We start from the raw sequence: 23,698 nt of genomic DNA on the forward strand, positions 1-23,698 counted from the left end.
TTAAAAGCGGTTTAGACGACGATATTTACCAAACGTCCGGGAACGACGATGATTTTCTTGGCTGGCTTGCCTTCCATGAATTTCACCGCGCCTTCGTTGGCAAGGGCGGCGGCTTCGAGGTCGGCTTTGGAGGCGTCGGCGGCGACGGTGATTTTGCCGCGCAGTTTGCCGTTGACTTGAACCATCACTTCGATTTCGGATTTGACCAAAGCGGCTTCATCGACTGTCGGCCAGCCTGCTTCCCACAGTTTCGCGCCGTTCAATTCGCTCCACAGGGTTTCGCAGATGTGCGGCACGATGGGCCACAGCAGGCGTACGACGGCTTCCAATACTTCTTGGGCGACGGTGCGGCCTTGTTCGCTGCCGGTGTCGGTTTTGTCGTATTGGTTGAGCAATTCCATCACGGCGGCGATGGCGGTGTTGAACTGCTGGCGGCGGCCGTAGTCGTCGCTGACTTTGGCGGTGGTGGCGTGCAGTTTGTGGCGCAGGTCTTTTAGTTCTTTAGACAAACCGTCTTGGTTGCCTGCAAACGCTTTGACCGCGCCGCCTTGTTTCAGGTATTCGTAAACGGTACGCCACAGGCGGCGCAGGAAGCGGTGTGCGCCTTCGACGCCGCTGTCGCTCCATTCGAGGGACTGTTCGGGCGGTGCGGCAAACATCATAAACAGGCGGGCGGTGTCCGCGCCGTAGGCGTTAATCAATTCTTGCGGATCGACGCCGTTGTTTTTGGACTTGGACATTTTTTCCGTGCCGCTGATGACGACGGGCAGGCCGTCGGCTTTGAGGACGGCGGAAACGGGGCGGCCTTTGTCGTCAAAGGTCAGCTCGACATCGGCAGGGTTGATCCAGTCTTTGCCGCCTTTGTCGTTTTCACGGTAGTAGGTTTCGCAGACGACCATGCCTTGAGTCAGCAGGCGTTCAAACGGTTCGTCAACATTAACCAAGCCTTCGTCGCGCATCAGTTTGGTGAAGAAGCGCGCGTATAAGAGGTGCAAAATCGCGTGTTCGATACCGCCGATGTATTGGTCGACCGAGCCCCAGTATTTCGCGGCTTCTGCCGATACCATGCCTTCTGCGAACTTGGGCGACATGTAGCGGAAGAAATACCAGCTCGATTCCATGAAGGTGTCCATGGTGTCGGTTTCGCGTTTCGCCGCGCCGCCGCAGCATGGGCAGGTGGTTTCGTAAAACTCGGGCATTTTTGCCAGCGGCGAACCCATGCCGTCGGGTACGACGTTTTCAGGCAAAACGACGGGCAGTTGGTCGGCGGGGACGGGGACGTCGCCGCATTTTTCGCAATGGACGATGGGAATCGGGCAACCCCAGTAGCGTTGGCGCGAAATACCCCAGTCGCGCAGGCGGTATTGGGTTTTCGGTTCGCCTGCGTTTTGGCTTTGCAGCTTGGCGGCGATGGCGTCGAAGGCCGTCTGAAAATTCATGCCGTTGAATTCGTTGCTGTTTACTAGGAAGTTATCTTCATTGTTTTGGAACTGCATATTCCAATTTAATCTGATGGTTTCCAATGCCCCGAAGATTTCACTCAAATACGGTTCATCGTCAAGGCCTGCCTTATTGACTTGTTCTACTACTCTATCTACAAAACGTTGCGTTGGATTCTTTGAATAATCAAAAATATATTCAATATCAAACGGTAAGTTATTTTTAGCCGCAATTTTTTGTAATCGTGCTACCGCGTCATCAATCACTTTATTGCTGACAACCCATTTAATTGGCAAACCATATTTGCACGCGAACTCGAAATCGCGTTCGTCGTGCGCCGGAACCGCCATCACTGCGCCGTCGCCGTAGCCCCACAATACATAGTTGGCAATCCACACTTCCAGCTTGTCGCCGTTGAGCGGGTTGACGACGTAGCGGCCGGTCGGCACGCCTTTTTTCTCCATCGTCGCCATGTCGGCTTCGGCAACGGAGCCGGCTTTGCATTCGGCGATAAATGCCTGCAATTCGGGTTTGTCGGCGGCTGCGGCGGTTGCCAGCGGATGCTCGGCGGCAACGGCAACATAAGTCGCGCCCATCAGCGTGTCGGGGCGGGTGGTATAAACTTGCAGGAATTTCGCGTAATCGCCTTCCAAGCCTTGTTTGCTGTCGTCTGAAACGGCGAAGCGCACGGTCATGCCGCGTGATTTGCCGATCCAGTTGCGCTGCATGGTTTTAACTTGTTCCGGCCAGTGTTCCAGCTTGTCCAAATCGTTGAGCAGCTCTTCGGCGTAATCCGTGATTTTGAAGTAATACATCGGGATTTCGCGTTTTTCGATCAACGCGCCCGAACGCCAGCCGCGTCCGTCGATGACTTGCTCGTTGGCAAGGACGGTTTGGTCGACCGGATCCCAGTTTACCGTGCCGTTTTTGCGATAGACGATACCTTTTTCAAACAGCTTGGTAAACAGCCATTGTTCCCAGCGGTAGTATTCGGGTTTGCAGGTGGCGACTTCGCGCTCCCAGTCAATCGCAAAACCCAGGCTTTTGAGCTGGGTTTTCATGTATTCGATGTTGTCGTACGTCCAAGCGGCGGGGGCGACGTTGTTTTTCATCGCCGCGTTTTCCGCCGGCATGCCGAACGCGTCCCAACCCATAGGCTGCATGACGTTGAAGCCGTTTAAGCGTTTGAAGCGGCTCAATACGTCGCCGATGGTGTAGTTGCGCACATGCCCCATGTGCAGCTTGCCGCTGGGGTAGGGGAACATGGAGAGGCAGTAGTATTTGGGTTTGGAGGCGTCTTCGGAGACGTTGAAAATACGCTCGTCGTCCCATTTTTTCTGCGCCGCAGGCTCGATGGCGGCGGGTTGGTAATGTTCTTGCATGGTCATTCTGTTTTTCGCTTGAAAACGTTGGAAAAAATAAAGATGGGATTATAGCAGGTTGTCGGGCCTGTCGGTTTGACAAAGGCCGTCTGAATGTTTGGATGTCGGAAAAGCACAATTTCAGACGGCCTTGAAAATACTGACTTGAGTTTTTGATACTCGCCCACATATCCCACCCAGTTTGAATTCATTCTTAACACTATCAAAATTATGAGCAATAAAGATTTTTACGAAACCCTTGGTGTTGCCCGCAGCGCTAGCGACGATGAAATCAAAAAAGCCTACCGCAAGCTGGCAATGAAATACCATCCCGACCGCAATCCTGACAACAAAGAAGCGGAAGAAAAATTTAAAGAAGTCCAAAAAGCTTACGACACCTTGTCTGACAAGGAAAAACGTACCATGTACGACCAATACGGCCATGCCGCGTTTGAACAGGGTGCAGGTGCGGGCGGATTCGGTGGCTTTGGCGGTTTCGGCGGCCAAGGCGGATTCGGTGGTGCGCAAGGCTTCGATTTTTCCGATATTTTCAGCCAAATGTTCGGCGGCGGTGCCGGCGGCCGCCAGCCGGATTACAGCGGCGCGGACTTGCAGGTCGGCATAGAAATTTCGCTTGAAGAAGCCGCCAAAGGCGTGAAAAAACGCATCAATATTCCGACTTACGAAGAATGTGATGTCTGCCACGGCTCAGGTGCCAAACCGGGTACATCCGCATCGACTTGTTCGACCTGTCACGGCTCAGGCACGGTACATGTCCGCCAAGCCATTTTCCAAATGCAGCAGACTTGTCCGACTTGTCACGGTACAGGCAAAGAAATCAAAGATCCTTGCGTCAAATGCCGTGGCGAAGGCCGCACCAAAACCAGCAAAACGGTTGAAGTCAACATTCCGGCCGGTATCGACGACGGTCAACGCATCCGCTTGAGCGGCGAGGGCGAGCCGGGTCAACACGGCGCGCCGGCAGGCGATTTGTACGTCAATGTCCGCGTAAGACAGCACAAAATCTTCGAGCGCAATGGCTTGGACTTGCATTGCGAGTTGCCGATCAGCTTTGCCATTGCCGCATTGGGCGGTGAAGTCGAAGTGCCGACTTTGGACGGCAAAGTCAAACTGCACATTCCGAAAGAAACGCAAACCGGCCGCCGTATGCGCGTGAAAGGCAAAGGCATCAAGTCCCTGCGTTCCAGCTCGACCGGCGATTTGTACTGCCACATTTTGGTTGAAACACCGGTTAACCTGACCGACCGTCAGAAAGAGTTGTTGGAAGAATTTGAAAAAATCTCCTCCGGTCTTAATCTCAGCCAAACCCCGCGCAAGAAATCGTTTTGGGAAAAAGTAGGCGAGAAAGTAGGTGATTTGTTCTCCGATAATTAATCGCTGTGAAAAAGGCCGTCTGAAACCTGCTTGAATGAGGTTTCAGACGGCCTTTTGTTTTCTTTTTGTTGCTTCAAGCCATGGTTTGCCTTACAATTCGCGCTTCACTCTTACGGGAGTAGCCATTCGGCGCAATGCCGAAACCGTTGTCAACATAATCGGCTTGTGCGGCCGTGGCAGCGGTATCTTCTCTGCTTTATCGGAAGACAGGCAAGACGTAAGCGTTGTCCATACCCTTGCGGGCGGTATGCACAGCGCTTTTTGTTTGCCCGCTTTTCGGTTGAGTATCTTAAATCATGGAAGCTTTTTTCTCCTCGACGCTGGGCGTTGCCATTGCCGAAATCGGCGATAAAACGCAATTGCTGGCGCTCTTTTTGGCAGCACGTTTTGCCCACAAGAACGCGATTGTTGCCGGTATCTTTATTGCAACCCTGTTGAACCATCTTGTTTCAGCCGCACTCGGTGTCTGGCTGGCATCCGCTATTTCGCCCGAAGTCATGAAATGGGTGGTCGGCGGCAGCTTTATTGCGGTCGGATTATGGCTGCTGTTGCCGGATAAAGATGAAGACCCTGACAGCAAGTGGCTGAAATACGGCGCATTTACGGCGACGGTCGTCCTGTTTTTCTTGGCGGAAATTGGCGATAAAACGCAGATTGCGACGGTTCTTTTGGCGGCAAAATACCAATCTATCCTGCTCGTCGTGGTCGGCAGTATCGCCGGTTTGATGATTGCTTCCGTGCCTGCCGTGTATTTGGGCGAAATGCTGATGCGCAAAATTCCGGCCAAAGCAGTGCGTATTGCCGCATGTATCTTGTTCTGTCTGCTGGGTATTTTGACCCTGCTGGGCGATGGTATCGTGTTGAAGGCCGTCTGAAATGTGGGACATTGTTTTTGAACACAAAGACTTTGTGGTCATTAATAAGCCTTGCGGGGTATCGGTGCACAGCGAATCGGAAGGGGAGGTTTGCCTGACCGCATCGCTGGCGCAGAAGCTCGGCGTTGAACGCGTGTGGCTGGTTCACCGTTTGGACAAAGCCACCAGCGGCCTGTTACTGCTTGCGCTCAACCGCGACAGCGCGGCGGCTTTATCGACGCAGTTTGCCGAGAAAACCATGCGTAAAACTTATTTGGCACTCGGTACGCACAAGCCGGCGAAGAAGCAGGGCTGGGTGAAAGGCGGTATGGCGCGTTCGCGGCGCGGTACATGGAAGCTGACGCGTGACGAGGATAATTTTGCCGTTACCCGTTTCAGCAGCCAAAGCCTGAAGCCCGGTTTGCGCCTGTTTGTGTTGCAACCGTTTACCGGCAAAACCCATCAGCTGCGCGTGGCCATGAAAAGCATAGGCAGTCCGATTTTGGGCGATACGCTGTATGGCGGCGATGAGGCGGAACATCTGTTTCTGCACGCTTGGCGTTTGGTTTTCGACTATCGTGGCGAGCATTTCGATATTCGGGTTGCTCCCGATAAAACATGGCCGTCTGAAATCGATTTGTCGGCATGTTTGGGTTCGGATGAATCTGAAGAGAAGCAGTGAAATTTTTGTGTATTGAAAAGGCCGTCTGAAAATTGTTTAGACGGCCTTTTGATTGTTTCAAGTTTACATTTCCAATTCGCTCAAACCCGGCAAGTCGGCAAAACAGCGGTCATGCGTGATTTGGCAGAAGTTGTCCAGATAGCCTTTGTTGGCGTCTTCCGTACGAATGGCGGCATAAAGTTTGCTTTGCAGGCCGTCTGAAGTGATTTTTCGATGAACGACGTAGCCTTTTTCCAAATACGGCATGACCGTCCAGTAGGGCAGGGCGGCGATGCCGCGTTTGCTGGCAACCAGCTGAATAATGGCAATGGTCAGCTCGCTGTGGCGGCGCGGCGGATTAATGCCTTTGGGCAGCAGTACTTTTTTGGGCAAATCCAGCATTTCGTCGGGGACGGGATAAGTAATCAGGGTTTCGTCGATGAAATCTTCGGCTTCCCAAACGTCTTTGTCGGCAAGCGGGTGGTCTTCTGCGCAGATGCCGACCATTTCATAGGCAAACAGAGGGCGGTAGCTGATGCCGTTGAGCGGCTCGGCTTCGGAAACGATGGCAAGATCGGCGCGGTGTTGCAGCAGCAGCCCGACCGGATCGGCTTGGAAACCGGAAACGATGTCCAATTCAACTTGCGGCCATAAGGGGCGGAACTCTCCCATGGCAGGCATCAGCCAATCAAAGCAGGTGTGGCATTCGACGGCAAGTCTGAGTTCGCCGGCTTCGCCTTCGATAATCCGCACTAAATCACGTTCGGCGGCGGCAACCTGCGGCAACAGTTCGCGCGCCAGTTGCAACAGGCGCATACCGGCCGGAGTGAAGCGCAAAGGAGTGGATTTGCGTTCAAACAACGGCGTTTCGTAATAATTTTCCAAGGCGCGGATTTGGTGCGACAGGGCGGATTGGGTCAGGAAAACCCGTTTGGCGGCAAGGGAAACGCTGCCGGTTTCTTCTAAAGCCAGCAAGGTTTTGAGATGACGCAATTCGATAATAGAGTCCATGTGTTTTCAGACGGCCTGTGGGTAAGGTGGCGTATATTAAAATAATTCATGATGATGTGCAAATGATTAATGTTGGGAATGATTGCTGAAATCGGAATGTAAGAATTTGAGGCATAAACAGATTTTGCGGTTAGAATGCGAAGCTGTTTTTGAAGATAGATATAAGGAGCGGAATATGGCTTTACGCCGCGAAATTCTGGCTTGGTGCGATGAGACATTGCAGGTCGGGCTGTTTAAGGACTATGCGCCCAACGGCTTGCAGGTCGAAGGCAAAGAAGAAATTGCCAAAATCGCCACTTCGGTTACCGCCAGCAAAGCAGCAATCGATTTTGCCGTAGAGCAGGGGGCGGATCTGCTTTTGGTTCACCACGGTATGTTTTGGAAAAGCGAGCCTGTCACGATTACCGGTTGGAAAAAAGCACGCATTGAAACCTTGCTGCAACACCAAATCAATATGGCGGGCTACCACCTGCCGCTGGACGCACACCCTCAACTAGGCAATAACGCGCAGTTGGCCGAGAAACTCGATTGGGTGCTCGAAAAACAATTCGGCGAGCAAAACCTGTTGAATACAGGCCGTCTGAAAACCACGCAAACGCTGGCGCAATTGTCTGAACGCATCGAGGCGGTATTTGACCGCAAGCCGACCGTTATCGGCGATCTTGAACGCGAAATCAAACGCATTGCCTGGTGTAGCGGCGGTGCGCAGGGATTTTTTCAGACGGCCGCAGACGAAGGTGTCGATGCGTATCTGACCGGTGAAATTTCCGAAGCGCAATATCATCTTGCCAATGAAACGGGTGTGGCGTTTATCAGCGCCGGACACCATGCGACAGAACGTTACGGCGTCCGCGCCTTAGGCGATGCCGTGGCAGAAAAATTCGGTATCGAAGTGGTTCACTTTGATGAAAACAATCCTGCTTGAGTATTGAGCAATATCATAAAACTTTACCTTATTTTAAATAATGCTTTGAGTATTACAACAAACTAGGTAGAATTACGCTGTTTAATGGCTCGGTATTCCCAAAATTTTAGGACGACTGAATAATGGATAATCAAGAAATCAACAACGGCCGCCGCCGTTTCCTGACACTGGCTACATGCGGTGCAGGCGGTGTGGCGGCTCTGGGCGTAGCTACGCCTTTCGTGGCCAGCTTCTTCCCATCGGAGAAAGCTAAGGCTGCCGGTGCTGCTGTCGAAGTAGATGTCAGCAAAATCGAAGCAGGCCAAATGCTGACTGCCGAATGGCAGGGTAAACCGATTTGGCTGGTCAACCGCACAGATCAACAGCTCAAAGACTTGAAAAGTTTGGATGGCTCAGTTACGGATCCTAATTCCGAAGTGGATCAGCAACCGGAATATGCTAAAAACGAGCACCGTTCGATCAAGCCGAACCTCCTCGTCGCTATCGGTATCTGTACCCACCTGGGTTGCTCTCCGACTTACCGTCCCGACGTTGCCCCTGCGGATTTGGGCGCAGACTGGAAAGGCGGCTTCTTCTGCCCGTGCCACGGTTCGAAATTCGACATGGCAGGCCGCGTATACAAAGGTGTTCCTGCACCGACCAACTTGGTTGTACCGCCTTACAAATATCTGAGCGATACAACTGTTTTGGTGGGCGAAGACTAAAAATAAGGAACGATAATTATGGCAAACCAAACCAATAGCAAAGCAAAAGCATTGTTAGGCTGGATGGACGCTCGCTTCCCTCTGTCTAAAATGTGGAATGAGCATTTGGCTCAATACTATGCGCCGAAGAACTTCAATTTCTGGTATTACTTCGGCTCTTTGGCCCTGCTTGTCCTTGTGATTCAAATCGTCAGCGGTATTTTCCTGACCATGAACTACAAACCGGACGGCAACCTGAACGCTTACCATCTGCCTGCTGCCTTTACCGCAGTAGAGTACATCATGCGCGACGTGTCCGGCGGCTGGATTATCCGCTACATGCACTCCACAGGCGCATCTTTCTTCTTCATCGTCGTTTATCTGCACATGTTCCGCGGCCTGATTTACGGTTCGTACAAAAAACCCCGCGAATTGGTGTGGATTTTCGGGTCCCTGATTTTCTTGGCATTGATGGCAGAAGCCTTTATGGGTTACCTGTTGCCTTGGGGTCAAATGTCCTTCTGGGGTGCGCAGGTAATTATTAACCTGTTCTCCGCCATCCCTGTTATCGGTCCTGATTTGTCCACTTGGATTCGCGGTGACTTCAACGTTTCCGACGTTACTCTGAACCGCTTCTTCGCCCTGCACGTTATCGCTGTACCTTTGGTATTGCTCGGCTTGGTTGTGGCTCACATCATCGCCCTGCATGAAGTGGGTTCTAACAACCCTGATGGCGTTGAAATCAAGAAAAACAAAGACGAAAACGGTATTCCACGCGATGGTATCCCATTCCATCCTTACTACACCGTTAAAGACATCTTGGGTGTCGTTGTATTCCTGATTGTCTTCTGTTCTGTATTGTTCTTTGCGCCTGAGGGCGGCGGCTACTTCCTCGAAGCGCCGAACTTTGATGCAGCGAATGCACTGAAAACACCTCCGCACATTGCGCCGGTATGGTACTTCACTCCATTCTACGCAATTCTGCGTGCGATTCCTTCCTTTGCCGGTACTCAGGTATGGGGCGTAATCGGTATGGGTGCAGCAGTTGTCCTGATTGCCTTGTTGCCTTGGTTGGATAAAGGCGAAGTTAAATCTGTCCGCTATCGTGGCCCAATCTTCAAAACTGCGTTGGTTCTGTTCATCATTGCCTTCATCGGTTTGGGTATTTTGGGTGCAATGGTAGCAACTGATACTCGTACTTTGGTTGCACGTATCCTGTCTTTCGTCTACTTTGCATTCTTCCTGGGTATGCCGTTCTATACCAAACTGGATACCAACAAACCAGTTCCTGAACGCGTAACCATGAGCACTACTAAACAAAAAATTATGTTCTTTGTTTACGTCGGTATTACCGTTGTTGGTGCTTACTTGTTTGCAACCAATATCTGATGAGGGCAGCGAAAATGAAACAAACTCTGAAAAACTGGTTTGCTGCCTTATTGCTGGCAGTGCCTATGAGTGCAGCCGTCGCCAGCGGCGGCCATGCAAACTATGAAAAAGTCGATATCGACCTGCGTGACCAAGTCAGCCTGCAGCACGGTGCGCAAATCTTTACAAACTACTGTTTGTCTTGCCACTCTGCAAGCGGTATGCGCTTCAACCGTCTGAAAGACATCGGTTTGACTGAAGATGAAATCAAGAAAAACCTGATGTTCACAACAGACAATGTTGGCGATGTCATGGTAGCGGCAATGGATCCGAAAGATGCTTCTAAATGGTTGGGCGCGCCTCCGCCGGATTTGACCTTGATTGCCCGTTCTAAAGGTGCGGACTACCTGTACGCTTATATGCGCGGCTTCTATAAAGACCCAACTCGTCCGACCGGTTGGAATAATACCGTTTTGGCCGGCGCGAGTATGCCTCACCCATTGTGGGAGCAACAAGGTGTTCAAGCCGTTGAGTTGGATGCCAAAGGTCAGCCCGTTATGATTAAAGACGAGCACGGCAACCTGACTCCTAAACTGTATTGGGAATCTACCGGTCTGCACAGCCGTCGTCTGCCTAATGGTAAAGTAATCCAAAAAGAGTACGATGCTTATGTGCGCGATTTGGTAAACTACCTGGTATACATGGGCGAGCCTGCTCAATTGCAACGCCACCGTATCGGTTACATGGTTTTGACATTCCTGTTTGCCGTAATGTTGCCGTTGGCGTACTTCCTGAAAAAAGAATTCTGGAAAGACGTTCATTAATTCTTTTGAATCAAAAAGGCAAACCTGTTTCAGGTTTGCCTTTTTTGTTTGCTTGATTAATTTATGTCGAATCAATGCAAATCTAAAAATTACTTAATGTAAACAGCGCATTATTTTAAATTTCTGGATTAAGTATTTGAAATTATGTATAATTCTTTCTGAATTTTTATAAGGCTTAAGGCCGTCTGAAAAGATTGATCAGGAGTAGAAGATTATGATGACTTTGTATTCGGGTATTACTTGTCCATTCAGCCAACGTTGCCGTTTTGTGCTGTACGAAAAAGGCATGGATTTTGAAATCAAAGATGTGGACGTGTTCAATAAACCTGAAGACTTGGCTTTGATGAATCCGTATAACCAAGTACCGGTCTTGGTTGAGCGTGATCTGATTTTGCACGAATCAAACATCATCAACGAATACATTGACGAGCGTTTCCCTCATCCTCAATTGATGCCGGGTGATCCTGTTATGCGCGGTCGCGGCCGTTTGGTGCTATACCGTATGGAAAAAGAACTGTTCAGCTTGGTGCAAGTGTTGGAAAACCCTGAATCTACCAATAAAGAACAGGCTAAAGCGCGTGAAGCCATTGGCAATGGCTTGACCCTGCTGGCACCGTCTTTTGCTAAAAACAAATATATTTTGGGCGATGACTTCTCCATGATCGATGTTGCTTTGTCCCCGCTGCTGTGGCGTTTGGACTATTACGACATCAAACTGGGCAAATCTGCCGCGCCTTTGCTGAAGTACGCGGAACGTATTTTCCAACGCGAAGCCTTCATTGAGGCATTGACTCCGGCTGAAAAAGCCATGCGCCGCTAAAGGATGGGTTTATGGCGACTTCAACCAAACCGTATTTGTTGCGCGCTTTGTATGAATGGTGCTTGGATAATAACCAAACGCCGCACATCGTCGCTTGGGTAAATGAACATACCCGCGTTCCGATGCAGTATGTACGTGACAATGAGATTGTTTTAAATATTGGCCCTACAGCCAGTCATAATTTAAATATCGACAATGAGTGGGTCAATTTCTCTGCGCGTTTTTCCGGCGTAGCGCATGAGATTTGGATTCCGGTCGGTCATATTGTCAGTATATTTGGCCGTGAAAGTGGAGAGGGTATGGGTTTCGAGGTAGAACCATATCAGCCTACTTCTACCAGTCCTGCTGCAACGGAAGATAAAAAAGCTGAATCTGCGGAAGGAAAACCGAAAAAAGTATTGAAGCTTGTGAAGTAATCAAAGATAAAAGGCCGTCTGAAATGTTTCAGACGGCCTTTATTGATTAGGTATTGAAGGGAAGCTCTGATGTCTTATCTGGTTATTAATTAAGCCAAACAAAAAAGCTCTTGTATTTAACAAGAGCTTTTTTGTTTAGTGGTGGAGGTAAGCGGGATCGAACCGCTGACCTCTTGCATGCCATGCAAGCGCTCTACCAACTGAGCTATACCCCCGAAATTTGGTGGCGAATCAGGGATTCGAACCCCGGACACAAGGATTATGATTCCTCTGCTCTAACCGACTGAGCTAATTCGCCGTTTCGTGAAGTCGCTATTATAGTTTTTTTTGAATATTTGGCAAGCGCTAATTTTGGTTTTTTTTATTTCTTATTGTTTTTAAAAAATAAAAAGTAGATGGTCGAGTTATAGTTTATGGCAAATATCGCCGTGAACGAAGCCTGTCCAATCGATATCGATGTCTTTGCCAAAAGCGATCACTTTAAAAAGCTCGCCCATTTCGTGCTGATGGATCAGTTTTTGTACTGCGGCGGCGGCTTGGATGTATTCAATTGAATCCGGACTGCCGATTTGCGCCAGCAGATCAGTGATGCCGAGATTGAGCAGGAAATAAGATTGGGGCAGGTAGCCGATTAAGTCCAAACCTGATTCTGTGCCGGCGCGTGCAATATCGGTGAAATTGACATGTGCAGTCAGATCGGTCAGGCCGATGTTGAAAAATGGGTCGTGGATGGTGTGGTGGCGATAGTGGCCGATAAATGTGCCTTCTTTGCGTTGCGGATGGTAATACTGGGCGGCATCGAAGCCGTAATCGATAAATATCATGCCGCCACGCTGCAATTTGGCGGCCAGGGTTTGGATAAAGGCATATTGTGCCGAGTGAAGCTCGCTTGTGTATGAAGGGAGGGGAGGAAAGTACAAAGAGGCTGTTTGTATCAGTTCGGTTTGGGCCAATGGTCTGACGGCTTCGATTAACTTGTCATTCTCTAAGCTGACGCCGATTTGTTGAAATCCTTCATCTTGATAAATCAAGCGTTCCACCGGCATGGCATCCAATACTTCGTTGCCGATGATGATGCCGTCAAAGTGTTCGGGTAATGCGGTGAGGTGGATGACTTTTGCGGCTGCTTCGGGAGATGTGTGCTCAAGAATATGTTGACGTTGTCTTTCTGCAAGCTCTGCCGACAGCTCAATAATGTAGTAATGATTTAGGCCGTCTGAAAGATTTTGTAACAAAGTAGCGGCAAGATGGCCTGTGCCTGCACCAAATTCGTAGATATTGCCTGCTGTTTGCAGCAGTAATTCGGTAAGTTGTCTGGCAAGGGTTTGCCCGAATAAGGGAGATAGGGTGGGGGCGGTAATGAAGTCGCCGTCCGTGCCGATTTTATGGCTGCCTCCGCTGTAATAGCCGTATTGGGGTGTGTAAAGAGCAAGCTCCATAAATCGGGAGAAAGGTATCCAGTTTCGATGTTGTTCAATTTCGTTTTTGATGAGCTTAGTCAGGTGTGCTGAAGAGGCTTGTGCGTCAGGGGAGGGGAGAGGGAGTTGTGGCTTCATGACTGTTAGATAATGTAAAAAATTTGAATTTGTTTGTATATTATAGCTGCTTACGGAATGGGTGGTAATTGAGTAAAAAAATACTATATATAGTATTTTTATAATATAAACTATACTATATCTAGTATTTTATGCTAAACGAAATGCTTATAAAATCCATATGTCATTCATTATTGCGTATATAAACTATTGAATTTTAAGCATTTAGTGTTTCATTTCAGATAAGAAACGGATTTGACCTGATTGCCAAAATTTCTTATAGTGTCGGTTAGTGGGGCATAGTGGGTGAAAGTGGTTACTTTTTCCTGAAATGTGTCCTGTTGAAGCGAAAACGAAATATTTTAGGAAGGTGGGATTTTTAATCTCACTCTGTTTTATTTTAATCGAATTTGGGGTGTGATGTGTTTGGCGGTGCTCATGAATTGAGTATGGACAGTAAAGGGCGGTTGGCGATTCCTGCCAAATTCCGCGATATTTTGCTGCGCCGTTATACGCCTGCAATTGTGGTTACCCTGGATTCCCGAAAAAAATTATTGATGTACCCGGAGCCCGTTTGGGAGGAAAAAGCCGAGCAGATTCTGAAGTTGAAAGTAGCCGGCAATGAATCTTTGCAACGGTATCAAAATCTGCTGCTGCACAATGCGGAGATTTTGGAGTGGGACAGCGCCGGACGTGTTTTGATCCCGGCCAATCTGCGCAAACGTGTGGATTTTGAAAAAGAAGTTACTTTGGTTGGCCGTGCAAACCGTATGGAGTTGTGGGGCCGCGAACATTGGGAAGAGGAAATGAATCAGGCTTTGGATATCGATCCTGACGAATTGGCTTTCCAATTGAGTCAAACGGATTTGCAATTGTGAGTAAAGTTGAAAATTATCAGCATGTTACTGTCTTGTTGCATGAGGCGGTGGATGCGTTGGCAATCCGTGAAGACGGGATTTATGTGGACGGTACGTTCGGCAGGGGAGGGCATTCCCGGCTGATTTTGTCGCGCTTGGGTGAGCAGGGGCGTTTGGTTGTTTTTGACAAAGACCCTGAGGCGATTGCGGTAGCCAATGAGCTGGCGGCGCAAGATAAACGTGTCAGTGTCGTACACAATGGTTTTGAGACATTTCAGACGGCCTTGGATGAATTGGGCATCGATAAGATTGACGGTGCGCTTTTTGATTTGGGGATTTCGTCGCCGCAAATTGACGATGGCAGCCGCGGATTCAGTTTCCGCTTTGATGCGCCGTTGGATATGCGGATGGATCCGACCCGCGGGATGTCTGCGGCGGAATGGATTGCAACCGCATCCGAACAGGATTTACACGAGGTTATTAAGAATTATGGTGAAGAGCGGTTTAGTCGCCAGATTGCGCGCGCCATTGTTGCGCAACGGGAGGAAAGTCCCATCGATACAACCCGCAAGCTGGCGCAGCTTGTGGCGCAAAACGTCCGTACTCGTGAGCGCGGACAAGACCCTGCAACGCGCACCTTCCAAGCAGTTCGCATCTTTATTAACCGTGAGCTCGAAGAGGTAGAGGCAGTTTTGCCGCAGGTTGCAGGCCGTCTGAAAGAGGGTGGACGCTTGGCCGTCATTGCGTTCCATTCTTTGGAAGACAGAATTGTGAAGCAGTTTATTAAAAAATATTCGCAACATGCGCCTTTGCCCCGTTGGGCAGTGGTCAAGGAAGCGGATTTGCCTCAGCCGCCTTTGAAGGCTGTGGGCAAAGCAATCAAACCGGGTTCGGCAGAGACTGAAGCCAATCCGCGTGCGCGCAGTGCGGTTTTGCGTGTGGCGGAGCGCAGCAGCGGCGAATTTTCGGTTGTTGACTAGGGAAGCGTTTCGGCATTGTCGCAAGGGATGTTTCTGTTGGCAGGCCGTCTGAAAGTTTGAAATGGGTAAGTTGAATATTTTATTACTGGTTTTGGTGACGGTTTCGGCCTTTGCCGTAGTGTTTAAGCAAAACCAGTCGCGCTTGCACTTTATCGAGTTGGATAAGGCACAAAAGCGGGAAATTCAGTTGGAACAGGATTACGCGCGCTTGAAATTGGAGCAGGCAAGATTGGCCAACCACAAACTGATTAAAGTGGCGGCCGAAAAGCAACATCTGCTTCCGCCGGGTGCGCATAATACGGCTATGCTGGAACGCAAAAAATAAGAATATAGCCTTGTTTTCAAGGTGTTTACGGGAATTAATAGCTCACTGAGCAGCTAAGTCATGAGAAGTCCAACATGTTAATTAAGAACGAATATAAACCTCAAATGCTGTCTGGAACCACAAAAACAAAAAAACCGCTGACAAGTAACGGACGTATCGGTTTGGTGCTGGGTGCCGTTGCGCTGGCATTTACCGGTCTGTTGGTGCGCGGGGTTTATCTGCAAACCAGTCAGCATGAGTTTTTGAAAAATCAGGGCGACCAACGTTTTGTGCGTACGCTTCCGCTGCCTGCATCACGCGGTATGATTACCGACCGTAATGGTGCTACATTGGCTTTGAGCGCGCCTACCGAATCATTGTATGCCATGCCTTCCGGTATGGAGGAAATGCCGACTGACGAGCAGTTGGAGAAACTGTCTGCCATTGCCGATGTGCCTGTTGAAGTTTTGAAAAATAAATTGTCTAAAAAAGACAAAGGCTTTATCTATCTGAAACGTCAACTCAGCTACGAAAAAGCGGAAGAAATCAAAGCATTGGGCATTAAAGGCATCGCCTTCCAAAAAGAATTGAAACGCCATTACCCGATGGGCAATCTGTTTGCGCACGTTATCGGTTTTACCAATATCGACGGCAAAGGTCAGGAGGGCTTGGAGCTTTCACGTGAAGACAGCCTGCGCGGTGAAGATGGCGCGAAAGTCGTATTGCGCGACAATAAAGGCAACATCGTAGACAGCCTCGACTCTCCGCGCAACAGCGTGCCTAAAAACGGCCAAGACATGATTTTGTCTTTGGATCAGCGCATTCAGACGCTGGCTTATGAGGAGTTGAACAAAGCTGTGGCTTATCACAAGGCCAAAGCGGGTACGGTTGTGGTATTGGATGCGCAAACCGGCGAGATTTTAGCGTTGGTCAACAGCCCGGCTTACGATCCAAATCAACCGGGTCAAGCCAATAGCGAACAGCGCCGCAACCGCGCCGTAACCGACATGATCGAACCTGGTTCTGCCATGAAGCCGTTTACCATTGCCAAAGCATTGGATTCCGGCAAAGTGGATGCAACCGATACATTCAATACCCTGCCTTACAAAATCGGTCCGGCTACCGTACAAGACACCCACGTTTATCCTACTTTGGATGTGCGCGGCATTATGCAAAAATCTTCCAACGTTGGTACCAGTAAACTTTCTGCCATGTTTACGCCTAAAGAAATGTACGATTTCTATCATGATTTGGGTGTGGGCGTGCGCATGCATTCAGGCTTTCCTGGTGAGACTGCAGGTTTGTTGAGAAGCTGGCGCAGATGGCAAAAAATCGAACAGGCAACCATGTCTTTCGGTTATGGCTTGCAATTAAGCCTGTTGCAATTGGCGCGTGCCTATACTGTCTTGACCCATGACGGCGAATTGTTGCCGGTCAGCTTTGAAAAACAAGCGGTTGCCCCTAAAGGCAAGCGCGTCATCAAAGCCTCTACTGCGAAAAAAGTGCGCGAGTTGATGGTTTCCGTTACTGAAGCCGGCGGTACCGGTACTGCTGGTGCTGTAGATGGTTTTGACGTCGGTGCGAAAACCGGTACGGCGCGTAAACTGGTCAATGGCCGCTATGTGGACAACAAACACGTCGGTACGTTCATCGGTTTTGCTCCGGCTAAAAATCCACGCGTGATTGTGGCCGTTACCATCGACGAACCGACTGCCAACGGCTATTACGGCGGCGTGGTTGCCGGTCCCGTATTCAAAGAAGTCATGAGCGGAAGCTTGAACATCTTGGGCGTTTCCCCGACCAAGCCTTTAAGTAATACCGCTACCGTCAAAGTACCGTCATAATCCAAACAATCAAAGAGATATTGTTTATGTTCAGCAAGTTAACCCCCTTGGCTGAAACCAACTTTCCGCCTCTGCTGTGTGAAAACGCAGCAGGGCGTTTGTTGCATTCAGACAGCCGACAAATTAAGCAGGGTGACATTTTCGTTGCCTGTCAGGGCGAATATACAGACGGCCGCAGCTATATTCCTGCTGCCATTGCCAACGGCGCAACCTTTGTTTTTTGGGATGATGACGGAAAATTTGCGTGGAATCCCGAATGGAAAGTCCCCAATCAAGGCATCAAAGATTTGAAACACCGTGCCGGCATGTTGGCAGCACAAGTTTACGGCAACGTTTCAGACGGCCTCAAAGTCTGGGGCGTAACCGGTACCAACGGCAAAACCTCCATCACACAATGGCTGGCGCAAGCCGCCGATCTTCTGGGCGAAAAAACCACCATTATCGGTACGGTCGGCAACGGCTTTTGGGGTGCATTGGAAGAAACCACGCACACCACCCCCGCCCCTGTCGATGTCCAAACCCTGCTCTACCGCTTCCGTCAACAAGGCGCAACAGCCGCCGCGATGGAAGTCTCCAGCCACGGCCTTGACCAATCGCGTGTCAACGGCGTGCCATTCTGTAGCGCAATCTTCACCAACCTCACCCGTGACCACCTCGACTACCACGGCACGATGGAAGCCTACGGCGCCATCAAGTCGCGTCTGTTTTACTGGCATGGCCTGCAACACGCCATCATCAATGTCGATGACGGATACGGTGCAGAACTCGCAGGCCGTCTGAAAAAAGACTGTCTCGATTTAGCCGTTTACAGCTATGGTTTCAGCGAACACGCCGACATCCGCATTACCAATTTCACCGCCTCTTCAGACGGCATGGAAGCCGTATTCCAAACCCCATGGGGCGAAGGAAAATGCCGCACCCGTCTGCTCGGACGGTTCAACGCGCAAAATCTCGCCGCCTGCATCGCCTTGTTGTGTGCCAACGGTTATCCGCTGGATAAAGTATTGGCTGTACTGGCAAAAATCCGTCCCGCCTCAGGCCGCATGGACTGCATTATGAACAGCGGCAAGCCCTTGGTCGTTGTCGATTATGCCCACACACCCGATGCACTGGAAAAAGCACTCTCCACTTTGCAGGAAATCAAACCGCAGGGCGCGGCCTTATGGTGCGTATTCGGCTGCGGCGGCAACCGAGACCGCGGCAAACGCCCATTGATGGGTGCGGCAGCAGTTCAGGGTGCCGATAAAGTAGTGGTTACCAGCGATAACCCACGTTTGGAAAATCCGCAAGACATCATCAACGATATTTTGCCTGCCGTCCCTAATCCTGAACGCGTCGAAGTTGATCGTGCCGTTGCCATCCGTTATGCGGTTGAGCAGGCTGCCGCGAACGACATCATTCTGATTGCCGGTAAAGGACATGAAAACTATCAGGATGTACAAGGCGTGAAACACCATTTCTCCGATTTTGAAACCGCAGAAAAAGCATTGGCAGAGCGCGGATAGACCATATCACAAATGTTCAGACGGCCCGAAACCTTAAGGTCGTCTGAAAAAGATTTAACCATACAAAACAAAAGCAAAACGACACACGCATTACGGCACGTCAGCCATTAAACCCATCACAGTTGTTTGTTCCAGAAGACTTTTTAACAAGGCCGTCTGAACAACAAGGAGACCGATTTGATGCTGAAAATGCCGACAAAAACCTTATTAATCAGTGCAGCCGTAGTTTTATTCGCAGGCTGTGCCACCAAACAACTTCCGCGCCCCAGTGCCGAAATCGAACAATTGAGGGCGCAACAGCCTCCAGCCGAGCAAAGCCTGCCGAATCCCGTTAAAGGCAAGCGTTTTGACGACACTTGGGGTGCGGCGCGCAGCCAGGGGCGCAGACATGAAGGTGTGGATATTTTTGCTAAGAAAAACACGCCGATACGCAGTACCACGCCCGGCATCGTCACCAAAATCGGGCGCAACCGATTGGGTGGCAAAGTCATCGGTATTCAAGGGCCGGGTGCTTGGCATTACTATGCCCACCTGAATAAATTTGCCCGTATCCGCCTGTATGAGCGAGTAAAAGAAGGGCAGGTCATCGGCTATGTCGGTAAAACCGGCAATGCCAGAACCACACCGGCCCACCTGCATTACGGCGTGTATCTGCCCAGCGGCGCGGTGAATCCGTATCCGCTGATTAATCAGAACAGATAGGCCGTCTGAACAAGATTTGAGAGTATGAACGCAAAGAAATTGGTTAAGGCAACGAATATCGTCGGTATGGTGGCAGTCGTGCTGCTGGTGTACTGGGTATTTGTTCTGATTTTATCCAATGTTTTCGGGCTTAAGGTATTCCGCGAATATATTACGGAAATTTTCCTGATGAGTATTTTGGGGATTTTTGCCGTGATGGCGGGTGCCTTGATATTGAACATCATGCTGAATTTGACCCGTATTGCTGAGCGAGGACAAGAGGAAGAAAGCAAAGGCGGCCGGAAAACCTTATATTTGTTGTTGGCCGTATTTCCTGTTTTGGCCGCTTTGCTATTTGGCGGAAATTATCTGACTGTCCAGAAAAAACGTCAGATTTTAACTCAATCGCTAGAGCGCATCGTCAAGGACAATCCGTCGCAAATCAAAGCCTTGGCAGATTATCGTTTTGACTCGGTGTACATCAAAAAAGCGGCGTTAATCCTGGAGCTGATGTCGAAGGAAGATTCTGCTTTTAAAGCGGCTACGGTGATTGTGCCGGATACGATCGGTAATAAACAGGTTTATTTGGCTTTCTCAGCTGATTCCCATTTAAGCGGGATTGATGAGCAAGCCCCCGATACTCAGGGAGTAGGCGATGATAATGGTTTTGTCGTTACTCGGAATGGCAATAAAGAAACAATCAGCAAAACGCAATATCTTTATGCACCAAATCTGAGCGAGCGTGAATACTTGCAAAGAATATTTGCCGGACAAACAAATGAAATACGTTATGAGGCAAAAGACGGCAATTACAGCCTTTGCCACCCCTACCGCCAAAACGGTAAAACCATTGTATTGTGTTTTTCCGATTACCAGCAGTACGGGAAAATCGGCAGTTAATGAAAGAAATTTATAAAATGAAAAGTTGGTTTTCCAATACATTTCCTGAATATAAAAAATTGCCCAAAAGCGGCAAATTTATGGCATGGCTGACTTTGGTGCAGGGCGTGGTTTGGTTGATTCTGGCATCAATTCAGAGTGTGCAGGGACTGATTAACAACATGGCATGGGCTGTGTTTTTTGGGATTTTACTTTTCATTTTGGGTGTATTGGCGTTGTCTGCAGCATGGAATGCGTTTAAATTCCGTGAAGTAGGTTTTAAAAGAATGATATATGTGTACACGCCATGCTTGTTGCAAATAGTCTTTGTAGGAGAGGCATTTTCTTTTACGTATTATATAGAAAGTGTGCTGCAATTATCATTTAGCCTTACGGTACATAAGCTTGCTGTCGGTATAAATTTTGCCGCTATTCTTTTTATTGTGCTGGCAGGACGCAATTGTCGTCATTTAAAAATGGTTTCCCAAAATACGGATAAAAATGTGGAACCGTTAGAACAAGTAGAACAAGGACAAGAAACACAATCATGAAACCACTAGACCTAAATTTCATCTGCCAAACCCTTGGCCTTCCGATGCCGTCTGAAAATCAACCCGTTTCGCGTATTGTTACAGACAGCCGTGATATTCAGGAAGGCGATGTATTTTTCGCGCTTGCCGGTGAGCGCTTTGACGCGCATGACTTTGTTGAAGATGTATTGGCAGCGGGGGCAACGGCAGTTGTGGTTTCGCGCGAAGATTGTGCGGCTTTGAAAGGCGCGCTGAAGGTTGACGATACGCTTGCGGCTTTGCAAAAACTGGCGAAGGCGTGGCGTGAAAATGTGAATCCGTTTGTCTTTGGTATTACCGGTTCTTCCGGAAAAACGACGGTTAAAGAGATGTTGGCCGGCGTATTGCGTCATCGATTCGGTGATGAAGCTGTGTTGGCGACTGCCGGCAATTTCAACAATCATATCGGCCTGCCGCTGACTTTGTTGAAACTGAACGAAAAACATCGTTATGCCGTCATTGAAATGGGCATGAACCATTTTGGCGAATTGTCTTTGCTGACCCGAATTGCCGGTCCGAATGTTGCTCTGGTCAATAATGCTTTGCGCGCGCATGTCGGTTGCGGTTTTGATGGCGTCGGCGATATTGCCAAAGCCAAAAGTGAAATCTACGAAGGTTTGCTTTCAGACGGCGTTGCGCTGATTCCGTGTGAAGATGCCAATATCGCTACATTTGAAGCGGCTACTGTGCAATTAAACATTCAGACTTTCGGCATTGCCAGTGGCGATGTCCATGCAGAAAATATTGAGTTGAAACCGTTGTCTTGTACGTTTGATTTGGTGCGTGGCAATGAACGTGTTGCCGTGGTCTTGCCGGTCCCCGGCCGCCACAATGTACATAATGCCGTAGCGGCTGCTGCTCTGGCTTTGGCGGCAGGTTTGAGCCTTGCCGAAGTTTCAGACGGCCTGAAAAATTTCAGCAATATCAAAGGCCGTCTGAATATCAAGCAAGGCATTAAAGGCGCGACTTTAATTGACGATACTTATAATGCCAACCCTGACAGTATGAAAGCCGCCATTGATGTGCTCGCCGCTATGCCTGCGCCGCGTATTTTTGTGATGGGCGATATGGGCGAACTGGGCGAGGACGAAGCCGCCGCCATGCACGCCGAAGTTGGCGCGTATGCGCGGGATAAAGGCATCGAGGCCGCATATTTTGTCGGCGACAACAGCGTTGAAGCGGCAGAGACGTTTGGTGCAGAAGGTTTGTGGTTTGCTGATAAAGATCCGCTGATTCAAGTGTTGAGCCACGATTTGCCTGAACGCGCTACTGTATTGGTCAAAGGCTCGCGCTTTATGAAGATGGAAGAAGTGGTCGAGGCGTTGGCAGCAACAACCGCGTAAAAGGCCGTCTGAAATATGAAAAAGATTTTACTATTGGCTGGTTTGTTGATTGCCGCGTTTTATGCCGGAATGAAAGTACAGGCATTTATTTATGAAGATACCTGTTTGGACTTGGGCGGCGGAAAGAATCCTGGAAACTATCCGATTTGCGTGGTAGAGAAATAATCTTACTCAACAAGGCCGTCTGAAATTTCAGACGGCATACCGATTGATTTTTAATTGGGCAATAAGCCCGCTGTTACAACAAAAACAAAAAAGGAAGCCCCATGTTTTTATGGCTCGCACATTTCAGTAACTGGTTAACCGGTCTGAATATTTTTCAATACACCACATTTCGTGCCGTGATGGCTGCGCTGACTGCGCTGGTATTTTCATTATTGTTGGGTCCGTGGACCATCCGCAAGCTGACTGCACTTAAAGTAGGCCAAGCCGTCCGTACCGACGGCCCTCAAACCCACCTGATCAAAAACGGTACGCCAACCATGGGCGGCTCGCTGATTTTGACCGCCATTACCGTGTCCACAATCTTATGGGGCAACTGGGCAAATCCTTATATCTGGATTCTCTTAGGCGTCTTGCTTGCTACCGGTGCACTCGGTTTTTACGACGACTGGCGCAAAGTGGTTTATAAAGACCCTAACGGCGTGTCTGCCAAATTCAAAATGGTGTGGCAGTCGAGCGTTGCCATTATTGCCGGTTTGGCATTGTTCTACCTTGCGACAAATTCCGCCAACAATATCCTGATTGTTCCCTTCTTCAAACAAGTTGCCTTGCCGCTTGGTGTAGTCGGCTTCTTGGTATTGTCCTACCTGACCATCGTCGGCACATCCAATGCCGTTAACCTGACCGACGGTTTGGACGGCTTGGCCGCATTTCCCGTCGTCCTCGTTGCCGCCGGCCTTGCCATTTTTGCTTATGCCAGCGGCCACTCACAATTTGCACAATACCTGCAACTGCCTTACGTTGCCGGCGCGAACGAAGTCGTGATTTTCTGTACCGCCATGTGTGGCGCATGTCTCGGCTTTTTGTGGTTTAACGCTTATCCGGCACAAGTCTTTATGGGCGACGTCGGCGCGCTCGCGCTTGGTGCGGCGCTTGGTACCGTTGCCGTTATCATCCGTCAAGAATTTGTCCTCGTCATCATGGGCGGTCTGTTTGTTGTCGAAGCCATTTCCGTTATGTTGCAAGTCGGTTGGTACAAACGCACCAAAAAACGCATCTTCCTGATGGCGCCGATTCATCACCACTACGAACAAAAAGGCTGGAAAGAAACCCAAGTCGTCGTCCGCTTTTGGATTATTACCATCGTCTTGGTGCTGATTGGTTTGAGTACCCTCAAAATCCGCTAAATCTCCAAAGGCCGTCTGAAAGTTTCAGACGGCCATTATGTAAGGTAAGCATGCTTGCCTGAATCCTACGTCTCAAAATAAATCCCGCAATAAT

General features: G+C 49.5%; 23 protein-coding genes and 2 tRNA genes. 20 read left to right on the forward strand and 5 right to left on the reverse strand.

What is annotated here, in order from left to right:
- Positions 1 to 11 precede the first annotated feature (11 nt).
- Positions 12 to 2,822 (reverse strand): leucine--tRNA ligase, encoded by a 2,811-nt coding sequence (gene leuS, locus FOC66_RS09925; protein WP_003748243.1) that lies wholly within the window; start codon positions 2,820 to 2,822, stop codon positions 12 to 14.
- 210 nt (positions 2,823 to 3,032) lie between these two features.
- Here leuS and dnaJ point away from each other — a divergent pair, with 210 nt between their 5' ends.
- The 3 genes from dnaJ (at position 3,033) to FOC66_RS09940 (ending at position 5,732) form a co-directional block, all read left to right on the forward strand.
- Positions 3,033 to 4,196, forward strand: a complete 1,164-nt coding sequence (gene dnaJ, locus FOC66_RS09930) for a molecular chaperone DnaJ (RefSeq protein WP_003748245.1) — start codon at positions 3,033 to 3,035, stop codon at positions 4,194 to 4,196.
- Between the two features lie 296 nt (positions 4,197 to 4,492).
- Positions 4,493 to 5,071 carry a TMEM165/GDT1 family protein gene (locus FOC66_RS09935; protein ID WP_003748247.1) on the forward strand — a complete coding sequence of 193 codons (579 nt, stop codon included), beginning with the start codon at positions 4,493 to 4,495 and terminating at the stop codon, positions 5,069 to 5,071.
- A 1-nt stretch (position 5,072) separates the two neighbouring features.
- On the forward strand, positions 5,073 to 5,732 hold the full coding sequence (locus FOC66_RS09940; RefSeq protein ID WP_003748249.1) for a TIGR01621 family pseudouridine synthase: 660 nt from the start codon (positions 5,073 to 5,075) through the stop codon (positions 5,730 to 5,732).
- 63 nt (positions 5,733 to 5,795) lie between these two features.
- Here the strand turns inward: FOC66_RS09940 and FOC66_RS09945 are convergent, their stop codons facing one another.
- Positions 5,796 to 6,722 (reverse strand): LysR family transcriptional regulator, encoded by a 927-nt coding sequence (locus FOC66_RS09945; protein WP_003748251.1) that lies wholly within the window; start codon positions 6,720 to 6,722, stop codon positions 5,796 to 5,798.
- 175 nt (positions 6,723 to 6,897) lie between these two features.
- Here FOC66_RS09945 and FOC66_RS09950 point away from each other — a divergent pair, with 175 nt between their 5' ends.
- The 6 genes from FOC66_RS09950 to FOC66_RS09975 all read left to right on the forward strand — a co-directional run bounded on the left by FOC66_RS09950 (position 6,898) and on the right by FOC66_RS09975 (position 11,758).
- Positions 6,898 to 7,647: a Nif3-like dinuclear metal center hexameric protein gene (locus FOC66_RS09950; protein ID WP_003748253.1), complete on the forward strand. Its 750-nt coding sequence runs from the start codon at positions 6,898 to 6,900 to the stop codon at positions 7,645 to 7,647.
- 122 nt (positions 7,648 to 7,769) lie between these two features.
- The gene (petA, locus tag FOC66_RS09955) at positions 7,770 to 8,351 is read left to right on the forward strand and encodes a ubiquinol-cytochrome c reductase iron-sulfur subunit (protein ID WP_003748255.1); all 582 of its coding nucleotides are present in this window, start codon (positions 7,770 to 7,772) and stop codon (positions 8,349 to 8,351) included.
- A gap of 18 nt (positions 8,352 to 8,369) precedes the next feature.
- Positions 8,370 to 9,719 carry a cytochrome b gene (locus tag FOC66_RS09960; RefSeq protein WP_003681866.1) on the forward strand — a complete coding sequence of 450 codons (1,350 nt, stop codon included), beginning with the start codon at positions 8,370 to 8,372 and terminating at the stop codon, positions 9,717 to 9,719.
- A 14-nt stretch (positions 9,720 to 9,733) separates the two neighbouring features.
- On the forward strand, positions 9,734 to 10,522 hold the full coding sequence (locus FOC66_RS09965; RefSeq protein WP_003748257.1) for a cytochrome c1: 789 nt from the start codon (positions 9,734 to 9,736) through the stop codon (positions 10,520 to 10,522).
- 214 nt (positions 10,523 to 10,736) lie between these two features.
- On the forward strand, positions 10,737 to 11,342 hold the full coding sequence (locus FOC66_RS09970) for a glutathione S-transferase N-terminal domain-containing protein (RefSeq protein WP_003685910.1): 606 nt from the start codon (positions 10,737 to 10,739) through the stop codon (positions 11,340 to 11,342).
- A gap of 11 nt (positions 11,343 to 11,353) precedes the next feature.
- Entirely contained in the window at positions 11,354 to 11,758 is a 405-nt protein-coding gene (locus tag FOC66_RS09975) for a ClpXP protease specificity-enhancing factor (RefSeq protein WP_003748259.1), read from the forward strand.
- Between the two features lie 139 nt (positions 11,759 to 11,897).
- Here FOC66_RS09975 and FOC66_RS09980 read toward each other — a convergent pair.
- From FOC66_RS09980 to FOC66_RS09990, 3 genes are all read right to left on the reverse strand, one after another.
- A tRNA-Ala gene (locus tag FOC66_RS09980) sits at positions 11,898 to 11,973 on the reverse strand.
- Between the two features lie 6 nt (positions 11,974 to 11,979).
- A tRNA-Met gene (locus tag FOC66_RS09985) sits at positions 11,980 to 12,056 on the reverse strand.
- Positions 12,057 to 12,162: 106 nt separating this feature from the next.
- Positions 12,163 to 13,314, reverse strand: a complete 1,152-nt coding sequence (locus tag FOC66_RS09990; protein WP_003748263.1) for a class I SAM-dependent methyltransferase — start codon at positions 13,312 to 13,314, stop codon at positions 12,163 to 12,165.
- A gap of 401 nt (positions 13,315 to 13,715) precedes the next feature.
- Between FOC66_RS09990 and mraZ the strand changes: the two genes are divergently transcribed.
- The 11 genes from mraZ to mraY all read left to right on the forward strand — a co-directional run bounded on the left by mraZ (position 13,716) and on the right by mraY (position 23,604).
- The gene (mraZ, locus tag FOC66_RS09995) at positions 13,716 to 14,171 is read left to right on the forward strand and encodes a division/cell wall cluster transcriptional repressor MraZ (protein ID WP_003748265.1); all 456 of its coding nucleotides are present in this window, start codon (positions 13,716 to 13,718) and stop codon (positions 14,169 to 14,171) included.
- Positions 14,168 to 15,130, forward strand: a complete 963-nt coding sequence (rsmH, locus tag FOC66_RS10000; RefSeq protein ID WP_003748267.1) for a 16S rRNA (cytosine(1402)-N(4))-methyltransferase RsmH — start codon at positions 14,168 to 14,170, stop codon at positions 15,128 to 15,130. The genes mraZ and rsmH overlap by 4 nt, the downstream gene beginning before the upstream one ends.
- Positions 15,131 to 15,191: 61 nt before the next feature.
- Positions 15,192 to 15,455 carry a cell division protein FtsL gene (gene ftsL, locus FOC66_RS10005; RefSeq protein ID WP_003681879.1) on the forward strand — a complete coding sequence of 88 codons (264 nt, stop codon included), beginning with the start codon at positions 15,192 to 15,194 and terminating at the stop codon, positions 15,453 to 15,455.
- Positions 15,456 to 15,529: 74 nt separating this feature from the next.
- Positions 15,530 to 17,278 (forward strand): peptidoglycan D,D-transpeptidase FtsI family protein, encoded by a 1,749-nt coding sequence (locus FOC66_RS10010; protein ID WP_003748269.1) that lies wholly within the window; start codon positions 15,530 to 15,532, stop codon positions 17,276 to 17,278.
- A gap of 26 nt (positions 17,279 to 17,304) precedes the next feature.
- Positions 17,305 to 18,783 (forward strand): UDP-N-acetylmuramoyl-L-alanyl-D-glutamate--2,6-diaminopimelate ligase, encoded by a 1,479-nt coding sequence (locus FOC66_RS10015; RefSeq protein ID WP_003748271.1) that lies wholly within the window; start codon positions 17,305 to 17,307, stop codon positions 18,781 to 18,783.
- Between the two features lie 180 nt (positions 18,784 to 18,963).
- Positions 18,964 to 19,485 carry a M23 family metallopeptidase gene (locus tag FOC66_RS10020; RefSeq protein ID WP_003748274.1) on the forward strand — a complete coding sequence of 174 codons (522 nt, stop codon included), beginning with the start codon at positions 18,964 to 18,966 and terminating at the stop codon, positions 19,483 to 19,485.
- Between the two features lie 24 nt (positions 19,486 to 19,509).
- The gene (locus FOC66_RS10025) at positions 19,510 to 20,364 is read left to right on the forward strand and encodes a hypothetical protein (RefSeq protein WP_003748277.1); all 855 of its coding nucleotides are present in this window, start codon (positions 19,510 to 19,512) and stop codon (positions 20,362 to 20,364) included.
- Positions 20,364 to 20,894 (forward strand): hypothetical protein, encoded by a 531-nt coding sequence (locus FOC66_RS10030; protein ID WP_003748278.1) that lies wholly within the window; start codon positions 20,364 to 20,366, stop codon positions 20,892 to 20,894. The genes FOC66_RS10025 and FOC66_RS10030 overlap by 1 nt, the downstream gene beginning before the upstream one ends.
- On the forward strand, positions 20,891 to 22,255 hold the full coding sequence (locus tag FOC66_RS10035) for a UDP-N-acetylmuramoyl-tripeptide--D-alanyl-D-alanine ligase (RefSeq protein ID WP_003748281.1): 1,365 nt from the start codon (positions 20,891 to 20,893) through the stop codon (positions 22,253 to 22,255). Before FOC66_RS10030 ends, FOC66_RS10035 begins: the two co-directional genes overlap by 4 nt.
- A 15-nt stretch (positions 22,256 to 22,270) precedes the next feature.
- Entirely contained in the window at positions 22,271 to 22,420 is a 150-nt protein-coding gene (locus tag FOC66_RS10040) for a hypothetical protein (protein ID WP_003748282.1), read from the forward strand.
- Positions 22,421 to 22,521: 101 nt separating this feature from the next.
- The gene (gene mraY, locus FOC66_RS10045) at positions 22,522 to 23,604 is read left to right on the forward strand and encodes a phospho-N-acetylmuramoyl-pentapeptide-transferase (protein ID WP_003685861.1); all 1,083 of its coding nucleotides are present in this window, start codon (positions 22,522 to 22,524) and stop codon (positions 23,602 to 23,604) included.
- Positions 23,605 to 23,698 lie beyond the last annotated feature (94 nt).

It is taken from the genome of Neisseria mucosa (assembly GCF_013267835.1).
Classification (GTDB): Bacteria; Pseudomonadota; Gammaproteobacteria; order Burkholderiales; family Neisseriaceae; genus Neisseria.